This window comes from Actinoplanes sp. NPDC048988 (assembly GCF_043197815.1).
Classification (GTDB): Bacteria; Actinomycetota; Actinomycetes; order Mycobacteriales; family Micromonosporaceae; genus Actinoplanes.
The window spans coordinates 176,862-191,647 of record NZ_JBICTW010000012.1; the positions used below are offsets into that span (position 1 = coordinate 176,862).

Below are 14,786 nucleotides of genomic sequence, written 5' to 3' on the forward strand. Positions count from 1 at the left end.
CTGGGCCGGCCCGGGGTCAGATGAGGTCGAAGCTTTCCCACGGGCCGATGGCGGTGCGGTTGGCTATCAGAGGGCCGGCGCCGGCGTTGTCGGCGCAGACATAGTGGCCGTTGGCGGTGCTTCGGAAGCTGGCGGAGCCGTCCGGGTTGGCGACATGGGTGAAGCGTTCCCAGTCGCCTACCGTGTCGCGGTTGACTGTCAGAGGGCTGCCGCCGGCGTTTTCGGCGCAGACGTACTTGCCGGTTGTGGTGGATTTGAGGGCTACGGAGCCGTTGCCCGCGTCTTCGATGAGGAAGCGCTCGGCGGCGGTGGGGGCTGAGGCCGTCAAGGGCGAGCCCGTCAGGTAGCGGCCGTTGGCATGTGAGCGGAGCGCCACCGCCGCCGCCGTGGACAGGACGGGCTGGGTGGGGCGGGTCGCCGTCAGCGCTATCCGGCCCTTGAGCATGCGGCCGCCGTCGCCGCTGAGCCGCAGGTAGTAGTCGGCTGAGCAGGGAGTGCCGTCCTCGTCCAGAGGGAGGAAGTTGCTGCCGGTGGGGACGTCGGCCTTGGTCTCGGCTGTTTTGGCGATCTGGTTGCCCTCGTTGTACTCGTCGAACATGGAGATGTAGAGGGCCGGGGCGCCGGCCCGGATGACGTTGTAGAACTGGCGCCACATGAAGTCGCCGTGTTCGCGCTGGCGTTCCTGGAGGTCGCCGGGGAGCACGCAGGGCTGGTAGTCGATGCCGTGGTCGGCGCAGTCCTTCACGTCGGGGACGGTGACGTTGGTGTAGAACCAGTCGGAGCCCGCCGCGTCGCCGATGCGGCCCACCATCCACGGCGAGATCATGTCGAAGGCGTGGTAGACGTCCTGGAAGCCGAGCCGTGAGTCGTCCTTGCCGTCGCTCAGGCGCCAGTGGGTGGGGGTGCCGCCGATCAGGTAAACGCCCTGGGCCTTGAACCAGTTGACGACGTCCAGGCAGACCGCGGCGCTCCACGGGTGGGCGTCGTCGTTGAACCCGAAGCCCCAGACACAGACGACGGGCTTGCCGTTCTGTCTGGCGTACGCGGGGGAGGCCGTGTAGGCCTTCATCGTGGCCGTCCAGTCGTCCTTGATCTGCTGCTGCATGTCCTTCCAGTTGGTGACGTCGTACATGATGTAGAACTTGCGGCCGTGCCGTTCGGCCGCGTCGCGGACCTTGGCCGTGATGGCGTCGCGGACGGGGCCTTCGCCGCCGAACGGGTTGAAGCGCTGGAGCGCCGCGGTGTCGAGGTCGTTCTCGCGCATCCACCGGAAGTGGGTGTCGACGGTCTGCTGGTCGTACGAGGAGAAGACGGTGGCCGGCCGGCCGTCGCCCAGGGCGGGGTAGCCGGTCGGGTATGTCTTGTCGTAGTCGCGGATGTCCGGCCAGGACTTGAGGGCCTGGTTGGTGGGCGACGGCGGGTTCTGCCAGGCCTGCCCGTAATGCCACCAGCCGTCCAGGGGAGCGCCGTCGCCTTTGCCGGTGAACCAGCCCTGGTACCCGACGGTGATCTTTCCGACGACATCACCAGGCGTGTCGGCGGCGAACGCGTCGAGGGTGACGCCGGTGGCCACGGCGGCGGTTCCGGCCACGGCGGCGCCGAGGAAGGCGCGGCGGGTCATTTTCATGCGGTCACCGTAAAGATCGACCGATATTTTAGTAAAATTGGTTTAGTACTATTTCAGGTAGTTTTAAGGAAGAGCCGGGCGACCACGGCGGCGGCGACCGCGGGAATGGCGAACAGCAGGTAGTCCGGGCTCAGGCCCCACCGGTCGACGACCTGGCCGCCGAGGGCGGAGCCCGCCGCCAGGAACAGCTGGGTCGTGGAGACGAAGAGGGCCAGGCCGCCCTCCGCCGCCGTACCGCCCATCATGTAGGTCTGCACGATGAGCGGGACGGCACCCCAGCTCGCGCCCCAGACCAGCACCAGCACGACGGTCAGCGCCGGCAGCGACGTCACGGCGGTCAGCAGCGCGACCGAGCCGCCGAGCAGCACGGCGGCCGCGGCCAGGGTCAGCGGCAGGTTGCGGGTCACCGCGGCGCCGGCGCCGAAGTTGCCGGCGAGCCCGGCGACGCCGAAACCGAGCAGCAGCAGGGTCACCGAGCCGGAGGAGAAGGCCGACCGGTCGGTGAGGAAGGGCGTGATGAAGGTGTACGCCCCGAAGTGCGCGAAGAACAGCAGCGCACCGAGGAGCAGGCCGGTCCGGTCGCGCCGGGAACGGAACAGTGACGTCAGCGCGCTCCAGCCCAGTGCTCGGTCCGGGCGCATCGAGGGTAGTGCCAGCACCTGCCAGATGGTGATCAGCACGGCCAGGGCGCCCACGATGAGCAGCGCCCACCGCCAGCCCCAGGTCTGCGCCACGAGGTGACCGGCGGGCAGGCTGACCACCGTGGCGGCCGAGATGCCGGCGGTGACCAGAGCCGTCGCCGCGGTTCCCCGGCCGGCCGGTACGAGCCGGGGCGCCACGGCCACGCCGATGGTCCAGAAGGCGCCCACCGCCACCCCGAGCAGGGCCCGCGCGACCAGCAGCATCGTGAAGGAGGGGGCGAGGCCGGCCAGCAGATTGGAGACGGCCAGCAGGCCGGTCAGGGCCAGAAGCACAAGCCTTCGGTCCGTACGGTTGGCCGCCAGCACCGCCGCCGGGGCGGCCACCGCGGCGACGAGGCCGGGCAGCACCACCGCGAGGCCGGCGTCGCCCTCGGACACGTGCAGATCGGCCGCGAGGGACGGCAGCACGGCCACCGCGATGAACTCGGACAGCACCAGCGTGAAGGAGGCGGCGGCCACCGGCGCCACCGCTGCCCACCCGGTTCGGGGCCGTTCCCGCAGTTCAACCATGATCCGCAAGCTACATGAGATATCACGTAATGCTTCATGTCCTGCGTCACGGTCCCCCGCCGAAACGTTTTCGGTAGACGTGCGAAAACGCCCCCGTTGACATGGTGGTATAGCGCTGACACGATTGCCGAAAACGTTTTCATTTCGGTCGGAAGGGCAGCTGTATGGCACCGTTCAACCGTCGTCAGTTCCTGCAGGTCTCCACCCTGAGCACCGCCGCGTTCGCCGGCCTCGAGTTCCCCGCCCCCGCCTGGGCCGCGACCGCCCCCGCCTTGGCCGCGACCGCCGAGGGGCCGGGCGCCACCGCTCCCGTACGGCCGTTCCCGCTCGGCGACGTGCGCCTGGGCGACGGGCTGCTCCAGGAGAAGCGTGACCGCACCAAGGCGTGGCTGCGGGCCTACGACGAGCGCCGCTTCGTGGTGCTCTTCAACGACCAGGCCGGGCGCCCCAACCCGGCCGGCGTGGCGGTGCCCGGCGGCTGGGAGGACGGCGGGCTGCTCAGCGGCCACTGGGCCGGGCACTACATGACGGCGCTGGCTCAGGCGTACGCCGATCAGGGCGAGGCCGTCTACAAGACCAAACTGGACTGGATGGTCGGCGAGCTGGCCGCCTGCCAGGCCGCCATCACGGCCCGGATGACCACCGGCGGCGGTGGCGGGCCGGCGGAGCCGGCGGCCGCCATCGGCCGGGTCCCGGGCCGGATCGGCACCGGGCTGCGGCTGGGCGGTGGCACCCCGGCGCAGTACTGCACCCTGCCCCAGGAGGCGATCAACCAGCTCACCGACTTCACCATCGCCACCTGGATCAACCTCGGCTCCACCGCGAGCTGGACCCGCCTGTTCGACTTCGGCCAGTCCACCGCGATCAACATGTTCCTGACGCCGCGGGCCGGCGTCACCGGAAACGTGCCGCGCTTCGCCATCACCGTCGGCGGCTCCGGCGGCGAGCAGCAGATCAACGGCACCTCCGCGCTGCCGGTCGGCCAGTGGGTGCACGTCGCGGTGACGCTGGCCGGGCGAGTCGGCACCCTCTACGTCGACGGGCAGCCGGCCGGCACCAACCCGAACATGACGCTGAACCCGTCGAACCTCGGCAACCCGGGCAACCGGTGGATCGGCCGGTCGCAGTACGGCGACCCGTTCCTCGACGCCACCATCGACGAGTTCCACATCTTCGACCGCGCGCTCGGCCCGGCCGAGGTGACGGCCCTGCGGACCGCGACCACGGGCGGCGGGAACATCGCCTGGTACCGCTTCGAGGAGGCCGGCGGCACGGCGCTGAAGGACTCGTCGCCCAACGGCCGGGACGCGGGCGTGGTGGCCGCCTCGACCGAGGGGCCGGCCGACTGGGTGCCCACCCATCCGGGCTACCTGGGCGCCATCCCCGAGGACGCGGTGCTGCGCCTCGGCCCGCCGCGCTGGGCCGTCTACGGCGGCAACGCGCAGACCAACACGTGGGCGCCCTGGTACACCCAGCACAAGATCATGCGGGGCCTGCTCGACGCGTACTACAACACCGGCAACGCCCAGGCCCTCGCGGTGGTCACCACAATGGCCGACTGGGCCCATCTGGCGCTGACCGTCGGCGACAAGAACCACCCCGATTACCAGGGCCCGCTGACCCGCGACGACCTCAATTACATGTGGGACCTCTACATCGGCGGTGAATTCGGCGGGGCCAACGAGGTGTTCCCGGAGATCGCGGCCATCACCGGCGACGCCAAGCACCTCGAGACGGCCAAGGCGTTCGACAACCGGGAATCGTTGTTCGGCGCCGCTGTGGAGAACCGCGACATTCTCGTGGTCACCCCGCAGAACCGGCCCGGCCGCCGTCGCCCGGAGCGGTTGCACGCCAACACCCACGTGCCGCAGTTCATCGGCTATCTGCGCGTTTTCGAGCAGGGCGGCGGCCGGGACTACTTCACCGCGGCCAAGAACTTCTACGGCATGGTGGTGCCGCACCGCACGTTCGCCAACGGCGGCGCCGGCGGCAATTACCCGGGTTCCAACAACAACCTCGAGCTGTTCCAGAACCGCGGGAACATCGCCAACTCGGTGCCCACCAGCGGCGCCGAGACCTGCACGACGTACAACCTGATGAAGTTGGCCCGTAATCTGTTCCTGCACGAGCACGACCCGGCCTACCTGGATTACTACGAGCGCGGCCTCTACAACATGATTCTCGGGTCGCGCGCGGACACCACGTCGACCGGCGATCCGCAAGTCACCTATTTCCAGCCGCTCGGCTCGGGCACGGTCCGCGGCTACGGCAACACGGGCACCTGCTGCGGCGGAACGGGCCTGGAGAACCACACGAAATATCAGGAGACCGTCTACTTCAGATCGGCCGACGGCGGCACGCTCTGGGTCAACCTCTACGTGCCCTCCACCTTGACGTGGGATTTCAAAGTCAAACAGGAGACTTCGTTCCCTCGTACGGATCGGACGCGGCTCACCATCGACGGAACCGGCCCGCTGACCCTCAAACTGCGCGTTCCGGCGTGGGCCGAGCGCGGCTTCACGGTCGCGGTCAACGGCGTTCTTCAAAACCTTCAGGCCACGCCGGGTTCGTACGTCTCGATAAGCCGAACCTGGAAGCCCGGCGACATCGTCGACATCACGATGCCGTTCAGCATCCGCGTCGAACGCGCCCTCGACCGCCCCGACACCCAGGCGATCTTCTGGGGCCCGATCCTGCTGCAGATCATGGGCAGCGGTACGCAATGGCGCGAGCTCACCCTCTACCGCCACCTCAAGCGCGACGGCGACTACGGCCGCGCCGCGATCACCGCCGGCGCCGTGACGGCGGCCGGCGACCCGACGTTCACCGCGGGCGACTACTCCCTGCGCCCGTACTACATCAGCGACAGCCAGGCGGCCTCGTCGTACTTCCGCCGCGTCGAGCCGTCGATCGTCTTCGGTTCCATCGACACCGGCGTCCCCAACCGCAAACGCGACGACGGCCTGCCGAACTACGACGTCCCGGTCACCGGCGTCATCTCACCCGGCACCGACGGCCCGACGTTCCTGGACCTGGTCTGGGACCGGGCCCCGTTCACCACCCACGCCCAGTTCGTAGCCACCGTCACCCAGACCGCCGACGCCTTCGCGGCCGCCGGCGTCTTCACGCCGGCCGAGCGGGACACGGTGGTGGCCCGCGCGGCGGCCGCCGACCGCGAGCTCTCACCGGCCACGGCCCTCAGCGTCGACGTGCGGGCCCGCACCCAGCAGATCGGCACGGCCGTCTACTTGCAGGTGACGGCCCGCAACACCGACAGCGTCCCGTTGACTCTGGAGCTGAGCACCCCGTACGGCTCGAAGACGGTCTCCGCCGTAGCCCCCGGCCAGTCCGCCTACCAGTCCTTCAACACCCGCTCCGCCACAGTCCCGCCCGGCACGGCCACGGTGAAGGCCACCGGCACGGTCGGCGGGGGACAGGTGACAGCTTCGTTCGAGGCCACCTACGGCTGACGTCCTACTATCGGGCGATGCTGGACATCACCGAGGACCCGAACGAGGAATGGCACACGACCGGTCCCGTCGAGATTCCCCTGCTCGGCGGGCCACCGGTGCCCATCATCCTGGACGGTTACGGCGACGACGAGGCGCCGGAGGACTTTCACGAGGCGATACGCGCGTTCCTGACGCTGGACCGCTCGGTGCTCGAGGCGGCCGCTCCAGCGATCTTCGCCTACTACCGGGACGTCGCCGAGACCACCGACGCCGTCGACGTACACATCGACGGCCCGGCCGACGTCCTCGACCACATCACGCTCGGCCGCGAGCCCACGGTCTCCCGCGACACCTACACCGACCGGCACGTGTACGTGTCACTCGAGTGCGAGTGCGCCTGGGAGCCCGAGCACGGTTTGCAGTTGGTGTTCCGCGACGGCCGGACAGTGACGAAGGCCGGCCCCTACGACGGTCATCTGACGAACGCCTCCGCCTACGGCGACCCGTCCCTGACCGACGTCGTCTACCACTGACGAGTCGACCGGCGGCCGGGCCTAGTCCGGTAGCGGGCGCGCTTGCTCAGCCACCCAGGCCCGGAACTGGTGGATGGCTTCACTGAGATTGAGCGGTCCGCAGGCGACCTCGAAACGCATGTCGACCACGCGGGCGATCAGCCAGTCATGCTCGCTGCGGTGGACCTCGTACCGGGGGAACGCCCGGCCGTCCATCGCCGTGTCCTGTAGATCGACCTGGAGGAACCAACCGGGATTGTCGAGCGTCTCGATCGACAATCCGTACTCGTGTTCCCAATCTCCATCGCATTGGGTGGCGTACCAGCCTTGAAGCCACGTCAGGGCATCAGGCCCGCCAGAGAACTGGAGATCCTGTCCGGTCACGTCGTCATGATGCCGCCGACGCCCTCGGCGTGGAGGTCGAGGGCCGGCGCCGCCGAACGGGCACGCTGGTGAGTCGCCTTTCCGACTCGGCGGGGATCGGCACTCCGGCGACCGGCGGCCGGACCTACGCTGGCCTCAGCCGGGCGGGATTTACGGCATTCGCCCGATTCGACCTCTCGGAGGGGTTCTCATGGATCTGATCGAACGGCCGTCGGTCCAGGACGCGTACATGCTGCAGGACTCTCTCTTTCGGGAAACCGGGGCGGCGGAGCCGGACGACTTCACCACGATGTTTCCTGAGCTGGAACCCTTCGCGCCGTGCACCGACGCGGTCATTCACAACGTTCGGCTGCTGGGGGCGCGGGACGGGCTGATGGACGCGAAAGATCCGCGGATCACCGTCGCCGATCCGATCGCGGCCAACCCCATCCGCAATCCCGACAACCCGAACCCGGACATGACCGTGGGGTTCACGTTCCTCGGGCAGTTCATCGACCATGACCTGACCTTCGACCCGATGCCGATCCGGTGCGGGCAGACCAAGAGCCCCAACCTGCGCAGCCGCTTCTTCGATCTGGACAGCGTGTACGGGCGGGGGCCGGATGAGGACCGGCATCTGTACGACCGGGCGTCCGAGCTGGACCACGCGGCGCCGATCAAGTTTCTCATCGACTTCGACGCGCCGCGGGACCTGCCCCGGACCAGCCAGCAGCGAGCCATCATCGCCGACCCCCGCAACGACGAGAACGTCATCATCTCGCAGTTGCACCTGGCCTTCCTGCGCTTCCACAACGAGGTCACCGACCACCTGGCCGAGACCCGCGCGGACGACCTGGCCCTCCTCGAACCCACCGAGCGGCCGCGCAAGCTGTTCGAGTGGGCCCAGTGCTCGGTCCGGCGGCACTACCAGTGGATCGTGGTCAACCAGTTCCTGGCCGCCACCCTCGACCCGGTCGTCTTCGCCGCCGTCGAGAGCAACGGGCCGAAGGTCTACCGGGACGAGATGACCGAGAAGATCCCGCGCGAGTTCCAGGTCGCCGCCTACCGGTTCGGGCACAGCCAGGTCCGGCCCGGCTACCAGCTCAACGCCGGGTTCGGGGCGCCGATCTTCGACCGCCGGGTCGATCCGCGCGAAGGAGACCCGAACGACCTGCGGGGCGGGCGCCGGGCGCCGCGCCGGTTCGTCGAGTGGGACAACTTCTTCGACTTCGGCACCAAGGAGATCAAGCAGGACACCGGCGAGGTCGTCGACAAGGTCAAGCGGAACAAGCGGATCGACCCGTACCTCTCCTCGCCCCTGTTCGACCTGCCGGTCGGTCCCGGGCTGGTCGAACCGGACGACGACCTCAAGTCGCTGGCCGGGCGCAACCTGGAACGGCACCTCCAGCACGGCATCGCCTCCGGCCAGGCCATCGCCGCCCGGTTCCACTACACGCCGCTCACCGCGGCCGAGACGGCCGAGCTGCACCCGCTCGGTTTCCGCGACAGCACGCCGCTCTGGTACTACGTGCTCAAGGAGGCGCTGATCCAGCACCACGGGCAGCGGCTCGGCCAGGTCGGCAGCCGGATCGTGGCCGAGGTGTTCTTCGGGCTGCTCGCGGCGGACCCGCACTCGTACCGGAACGTGACCGGAGGCTGGACGCCGGACCTGCCGACCCGCGACCCCCGCGACGCCGGATCGTTCACGATGACCGACCTGCTGACCATGGCCGGGGTGGCGTGAACCGGGGTGGCGTGAACCGCCGTACGTGATTGACTCGGGTGATGTTGCCTTGGAGTCACGAGCTGTCCGGCCGGTTGCATCGGGAGACGATCGACTCGGCGCTGCTGCGCGGGAACCCGCTGGGCGATCCGCACGAGCGGCCGCTGTGGGTCTACACGCCGCCCGGTTACGAGTCGGGGACGTCGCGCTACCCGGCGATCTACGTGATCCAGGGCTACACCGGGCACGTCGCCATGTGGGCGAACCGTACGCCGTTCCGGCAGCCGTTCATCGAGACCGCCGACCAGGTGTTCGCGCGGGGCGAGGCCCCCGGGTGCGTTCTCGTGTACGTGGACGCCTGGACGGCGTACGGCGGATCGCAGTTCGTCGACTCGGCGGGCACCGGCCCGTACCACTCGTACCTCTGCGATGAGGTCGTCCCCTGGGTCGACGCCCGCTATCGGACGATCCCGGCCCCCGAGTCCCGCGCGATCAGCGGCAAGTCGTCGGGCGGCTTCGGCGCGATGATCACCCCGATGTTGCGCCCCGACCTGTTCGGCGCGCTGGCCACCCACGCGGGCGACGCCCTGTACGAGTACTGCTACCTGAACGAGTTCGCCAAGGCGACCCGCGCGCTGCGCGACTACGACCACGACATCCAGGCGTGGTGGTCAGACTTCCGCGGCCGTACGGCGTTCACGGCCGACCACGACTCGCTGCTGGTGCTCGTGCTGGGCTGCGCCGCCGCGTTCTCCCCGGCCGAGGACGGCACGCCGCAGCTACCGTTCGACCCCCGCACGGGCCAGCTGATCCCCGCGCTGTGGGAGAAATGGCTGGCCTGGGACCCGATCCGCATGATCGACCGGTACGCGGACGCCCTGCGCTCCCAGCGGGCCATCTGGATCGACGCCGGAACCCGCGACGAATGGTTCCTCGACCTGGGCGCCGAGGCGTTCCGGGCCGGCCTCGACCGCATCGGCGTACCGCCCGACCGCATCCACTTCGAGCTGTTCCCGGCCGGCCACGGCGGCATCGACCACCGCTACCCCCAGGCGGTGTGCTGGCTGGCCCACCGCTTGTCGTCGGCGGACGGCTGACAGAAACGAGCCGCACCGGCCAAGGATGTAGGAAACGCCGGCCGCCGTTCGTGGAGGTGGTGAGAGTGCTCATCACAGGCGAAAGGAACTGACATGACCGCCATCTACACCTGGGACGTCTTCTCCACCCTCGACGGCTACGGCTCGTACGCCGAAGGGGCCGACTGGGGCGGCTACTGGAGCAAGCAGGGCCCCGAGCTGCTCGCGAGCCGTGCCGCCATCTTCGACACCGGGCAGCGCATGGTCTACGGGGCGACCACGTTCCGCGAGATGGCCCAGATCATGTCCTCGGGCATCGACCCGAACGCCGTGGACGAGTGGAACATCCGAACCATGCGGTCACCGGCGACGGTCATCTCCTCGACGTTGACGGACACGCTCGGCTGGCCCGACGCGACCATCGCGAAGGGCGACGCCGTCGACATCGTGGCCCGCCTCAAGGAGGAGTCGGACGTGCCGCTGCGGTCCCAGGCCAGCCTGTCGCTGAACCGGGCCCTGATGGCCGCCGGCCTCGTCGACCGCCTCCACCTGACCGTCTTCCCGGTCATCTCCGGCCGCACCGGAACCAGCCCGATCCTCGCCGGCGCGGGCGACTTCGACCTCGACCTGCTCGAGAGCCGCACCCTCGACGGCCGAACCCTGGAGCTCGTCTACCGCCCCACCGCCCATTGACCGATCACTCACCGGGCCATCGCCCGTATCGCACCACCTGGCAATGGCCACTTAAGACCGATCGGGTCATCCCATCGGCCGGTCAGGCGACATCAACGTCATCGCCGAGTGGGTCGCGAAGCCTATGTCCCCGCACGTCTGACGGATTGATTCCGCGTCGGCGGCATTTAGCCTGGTGGCGGCCCCGAAAGCGTTTAGCCGCGCAAGGAGATGCATTTATGTCCACGCCCTCCGTCCTTGTTCCGAAGAAGAGAATGAGCCGCGGCCGAAAGGCCACCCTGATCGGCGGTGGCGTGCTGGCCGGCCTGGTCATCATCGGGGTCGCGGCCGGCGGAGGCGACGAGACGCCCGCCGTCGCGCCCGTTGCGGTAACCACCACGGCGACGGATCCGACCGCCGCTGGCAATCGCGAAGCGATCGACCAGCTCCAGGTGTGCATCGACATGACCACCGGTGCCCGTGCCTACGACCCGGCGTTGTGGGATACGGCTCTGTGCGGTGCGTACAAGGGCAGCCTCGGATCTTCGGCCCCGCCGACCACCGAGCCCGCTGTGGAGGTCAGCAACGAAGCCACCGTCGAGGCCGTCGCCGAGCCGACCGCGGAGCCCACCAAAGAGCTGACCGCCTCCCAGGAGAACGCCGTCGAGAAAGCGGCCGACTATCTCTCGTACACCGCCTTCTCCCGGTCCGCGCTGATCAAGCAGCTCAAGTTCGAAGGGTTCTCCACCAAGGACGCCACCTTCGGCGTGGACGCGCAGAAGGCCAACTGGAACGAACAGGCCGCCAAGAAAGCCGCCGATTACCTGTCGCATTCCTCGTTCTCCCGTACCGGGCTGATCAAGCAGCTGAAATTCGAAGGATTCACCACCAAACAGGCCACCTACGGCGTCAAAAAGGTCGGGCTGTAGCCGCGGAAACAGGGCCGTCCAAGCGCGCACGGCCATCCGGTCATGCTGCGCCCCGGTCAGCGGGGGAGCGACTTCGACCTCTTCTCATACTCTCCAGAGATGCCAGCACCTTCGATCAGCACCCCATTGCTGGAGTACGCCGTCGGACTGTCCACGCGCGCGGGCCGACTGGCCGCCGAGCGGTTCTTCGCGGCCGACTTCTCGACCGCGATCAAGGCCGACGGGACCGAGGTGACCGAAGCCGACCTCGCCGTGGAGGAGTTCATCCGGGGCGAACTGGCCGATCGGTTCCCGGCGGACGGCGTCTACGGCGAGGAGCACGGCTCCACATCGGGCACCTCGGGCCGCCGGTGGGTCATCGATCCCATCGACGGCACACGCTACTTCGCGTACCGGATCCCCGTCTTCGGCACCAACCTGGCCTTGGAGGACGAGCACGGCCCGGCCTTGGCCGTGGTCAACCAGCCGGTGGCCCGGCAGCTCATCTACGCCGGCCGCGGCCGAGGCTGCCGCATCCGCACCGACGGCCGGGACGCGGCGCCGCTGCTGCGCGACACCCCCGACTTGTCGACGGCCCGGGTGGAACTGGTGAACCCGGCCGGCTGGCCGGCCGAGCTGCTGCTCACCCTGCACCGCGCGACGCGGATCACCGGACATCTGGGCAGCATCAGCGGCCTGCTCACCGGTCTGGTCGACGCCATGGTGATCGCCGGCCCGGAGATGGGCTACGAGGACCTGGCGCCCCTTCCCGTCATCCTCGAGGAGGCCGGCGGCCGCGCCACCGACCTGCGGGGCCGTCCATTGCTCGCCGGCGACGGAACCGCTCTGCTCAGCACGGGCCGCCACCACGACGCCCTCCTCGACTTGATCTCCACCGCGGCGCGGTAGGCCGCCCCGCAACACCGATACCGCATTCGCGGTAGTCGGAGTACCGCCGTCCGCGATCCGGCACGGCGGTCGCGAGTGCGCCACCACCGGAAGGCGCGTCCTGCTGAGGCCGGAAGCCGATGTCTGCGGGGAGCGCTCCGGCTCGGCCGTGCTGAAGGATGACGCGTATGGACATCCCCGACCCGCTCCGCCAGGCGACCATCACACAGGCGACATTCCCGGCTCGAACAGCCGATTCATCTGACTGAGGTCACGTCTCAGGTGGCCGGCCCGGCAGCTTGCGCATGCGGCGGATGGCTGTGTGGTCGCCCGACTCGGCGAGTCGGCGGACCTCGGCTACGCGGCCGTGGGCGAGCAGCACGTCGAGGCGTCGGGCGTGGGCCAGGCGGTCCAGGTCGGGATTCGCGTCGGCCCAGTGCCGTAAGGCTTCGAGGGCGTCGTCCGGCCGGTCGCGCTCGCTGAGGTAGTCCACCAGCCACATGACGTCGTGGCCGTCGGCGACCTCGGCGCGAAGCTCATCCTCGCGTTCCTGCCTGATCAGTGCTTCCAGGAGTGTCGTACCGGCGCGGTCGTCTCCCGCCTCCTGCATGACGCGCAGCTCGTCGAGGCGGTCGGCGTCGACCAGGATCTCGAGCAGGGTGATGAGGGCGCACCTGTCACCGGCGCCGGCCCGGCGCCGTAACTCGTCCTCGTCGCCGGCCGACCGCAGCGCGCGCGTCGTCTCCGTGCAGCGCCGTTCGGCGTCGGGGTCGCCGTGGATGTCATAGCGGTGAGCCGCGCCGTAATAAGACCAGTCCCTCACCGCGCCAATATGCCACGGCGCTGGGGAAGCCCATCCATGATCATGGAGTCATGGATGACTACGCGGCTTTCCGCCGGCTCTGCCGAACCGTGTACGTGGCGGCCCGCGCCGGCTCGGTGGACTGCACGGACGCCTTCGATTTGGCCGCCGCGGCGCTGGAGTCGACACCGGGGGACGCCGCCGCGACCGAGTTGGCGTCGCTGAGCATCGACTGCGTCGAGGCGAGCCGCCCCCGGATGGCCGAGCTCGCCCTCGCGGTGCTCGATGCCGTCGATTACGAGCCGGGCTTCGCGGAGGAGCCGGCATGGCTGGCCGGCCTCCAGGACGCCATGCGCCTGGTGAACCAGGACGTGACCGCGACCGGTCTGCCCCACCCCTGCCGGCTCAAGGTCCACCCCGACCAGCCCGACCTCACCGGGAACGCCTACGCCGCCTCCTGGGACGGCCACACCGGCACGGCGCAGGGCGTCTTCCCCCGCTCGGGCGCCGACCCGGTCTCCGCGCTGGTAGCGGTGGCCGAGGACACCCAGGACGCGATCATGCACACCATCTGGGCCGCCTGGCCGGTATGCCCCGAGCACCACCTGGGCGTCCACGCCGAAGACCACCACGAGTCAGCCGTCTGGTGGTGCACCGGTGCCGGTGGCCACGCCGTCGCGCCGATCGGTGATTGGCGCGCCCGGAGCTGAAGGGGGCGTCGCGGTCTGCGCTTCCTTTCGCGTCGGCAAGGCGGCGACCTGCGAAGCGACGGCTATGCCGGCTGTCGTGAGGGCAAGGAGTACGGCGGTCATGGCAATCCACCCAGGAGTGGGTTCCCACGATGATTTGGGCCGGCCGCCCAATAACGCGAAGGCGACCGAGCAGATGACCCCGTAGAACAGGGAGCAATAGGCCGCCGCGTGCACCAGGGGAGACTTTCTCCGCGGCAGCCGCCGGGCAAGAGACGCGCAGACCAGAAGGCAGGCGATGGCGCCGGTGACAACCCAGGTGGTAGCGCTGAGCCAGAACGGCGGGTCGCCCGGCCGGAAGATGTCGTCCAAGTAGTAGCTTGTCGTCACCTGTAGGTGCGTCAAGACCACGACGGCGATGATGTGGCACGTCACGAGCATGATCCTCAGCGGCTCGCGCTCTCCCCGCCTGGAGTTGTAGATCAACCAGCACAGGCCGCCGAAGACGCCCAGGCTTCCGGTGCCGAGTAGTCCGGCGGCGATCATCGTTTCGGTCCAGGCGCGATTGCAGCTCTGTTCACCCGAGATGACCGAGAAGAAGAAGCTGTCGAGGAGCAGCACGAAAAAGGACGGCAACATCAGCACGTACGGGTATGAGTCGTTCTGCGGTGGGCGACGCCTTCCGAGGAGGAAAACGATGCCGGCGAAGAGGAAACCCGCGATCACGGCCGCCAGCTGAGAATGGGTCTGGCCGACCTCGACCGGATTCCAGTCCACGTCATCGCAGACATTCATGTGGGCCCACCTTCGCGGCATTCCCGAACTACCTACCTGGAGGATGGCCCGGCAGAACCCCGGAGTGC

13 protein-coding genes are annotated in these 14,786 nt (G+C 69.0%); 8 read left to right on the plus strand and 5 right to left on the minus strand.

The annotated features are described in order from the left end of the window. Positions 1-16 precede the first annotated feature (16 nt). Together ACGFJ7_RS31340 and ACGFJ7_RS31345 are read right to left on the minus strand one after the other, a co-directional pair. A complete protein-coding gene (locus tag ACGFJ7_RS31340; protein ID WP_360259821.1) occupies positions 17-1,627 on the minus strand; it encodes a lectin in 1,611 nt (536 codons plus the stop codon). Between the two features lie 53 nt (positions 1,628-1,680). Beyond that, positions 1,681-2,838 carry an MFS transporter gene (locus ACGFJ7_RS31345; protein ID WP_392645330.1) on the minus strand — a complete coding sequence of 386 codons (1,158 nt, stop codon included), beginning with the start codon at positions 2,836-2,838 and terminating at the stop codon, positions 1,681-1,683. A gap of 164 nt (positions 2,839-3,002) precedes the next feature. On the opposite strand from ACGFJ7_RS31345, the gene ACGFJ7_RS31350 reads away from it, so the two are divergent. Then, positions 3,003-6,308: a beta-L-arabinofuranosidase domain-containing protein gene (locus ACGFJ7_RS31350; protein WP_392645332.1), complete on the plus strand. Its 3,306-nt coding sequence runs from the start codon at positions 3,003-3,005 to the stop codon at positions 6,306-6,308. 17 nt (positions 6,309-6,325) lie between these two features. Beyond that, a complete protein-coding gene (locus ACGFJ7_RS31355; protein ID WP_360259828.1) occupies positions 6,326-6,823 on the plus strand; it encodes a DUF6985 domain-containing protein in 498 nt (165 codons plus the stop codon). A gap of 21 nt (positions 6,824-6,844) precedes the next feature. On the opposite strand, the gene ACGFJ7_RS31360 is transcribed toward ACGFJ7_RS31355, so the two are convergent. After that, positions 6,845-7,186 (minus strand): immunity 53 family protein, encoded by a 342-nt coding sequence (locus tag ACGFJ7_RS31360; protein ID WP_392645334.1) that lies wholly within the window; start codon positions 7,184-7,186, stop codon positions 6,845-6,847. Positions 7,187-7,376: 190 nt separating this feature from the next. Between ACGFJ7_RS31360 and ACGFJ7_RS31365 the strand changes: the two genes are divergently transcribed. The 5 genes from ACGFJ7_RS31365 to ACGFJ7_RS31385 all read left to right on the plus strand — a co-directional run bounded on the left by ACGFJ7_RS31365 (position 7,377) and on the right by ACGFJ7_RS31385 (position 12,453). After that, positions 7,377-8,909, plus strand: coding sequence for a heme peroxidase family protein (locus ACGFJ7_RS31365; protein ID WP_392645336.1), 1,533 nt, complete (start codon positions 7,377-7,379; stop codon positions 8,907-8,909). Positions 8,910-8,950: 41 nt separating this feature from the next. After that, positions 8,951-9,985: an alpha/beta hydrolase-fold protein gene (locus ACGFJ7_RS31370; RefSeq protein ID WP_392645338.1), complete on the plus strand. Its 1,035-nt coding sequence runs from the start codon at positions 8,951-8,953 to the stop codon at positions 9,983-9,985. 93 nt (positions 9,986-10,078) lie between these two features. Then, a complete protein-coding gene (locus tag ACGFJ7_RS31375; RefSeq protein WP_360259836.1) occupies positions 10,079-10,657 on the plus strand; it encodes a dihydrofolate reductase family protein in 579 nt (192 codons plus the stop codon). 293 nt (positions 10,658-10,950) lie between these two features. Then, entirely contained in the window at positions 10,951-11,565 is a 615-nt protein-coding gene (locus ACGFJ7_RS31380) for an Ltp family lipoprotein (RefSeq protein ID WP_360259838.1), read from the plus strand. Between the two features lie 99 nt (positions 11,566-11,664). Then, positions 11,665-12,453, plus strand: a complete 789-nt coding sequence (locus ACGFJ7_RS31385; RefSeq protein ID WP_392645340.1) for an inositol monophosphatase family protein — start codon at positions 11,665-11,667, stop codon at positions 12,451-12,453. A 250-nt stretch (positions 12,454-12,703) separates the two neighbouring features. On the opposite strand, the gene ACGFJ7_RS31390 is transcribed toward ACGFJ7_RS31385, so the two are convergent. Continuing rightward, positions 12,704-13,255 (minus strand): hypothetical protein, encoded by a 552-nt coding sequence (locus tag ACGFJ7_RS31390; RefSeq protein ID WP_360259842.1) that lies wholly within the window; start codon positions 13,253-13,255, stop codon positions 12,704-12,706. Positions 13,256-13,305: 50 nt separating this feature from the next. On the opposite strand from ACGFJ7_RS31390, the gene ACGFJ7_RS31395 reads away from it, so the two are divergent. Then, positions 13,306-13,944 carry a hypothetical protein gene (locus ACGFJ7_RS31395; RefSeq protein WP_392645342.1) on the plus strand — a complete coding sequence of 213 codons (639 nt, stop codon included), beginning with the start codon at positions 13,306-13,308 and terminating at the stop codon, positions 13,942-13,944. On the opposite strand, the gene ACGFJ7_RS31400 is transcribed toward ACGFJ7_RS31395, so the two are convergent. Then, complete coding sequence (locus ACGFJ7_RS31400) at positions 13,870-14,718, minus strand: hypothetical protein (RefSeq protein ID WP_392645344.1); 849 nt, start codon at positions 14,716-14,718, stop codon at positions 13,870-13,872. The two genes, ACGFJ7_RS31395 and ACGFJ7_RS31400, sit on opposite strands and share 75 nt — an antisense overlap. Positions 14,719-14,786 lie beyond the last annotated feature (68 nt).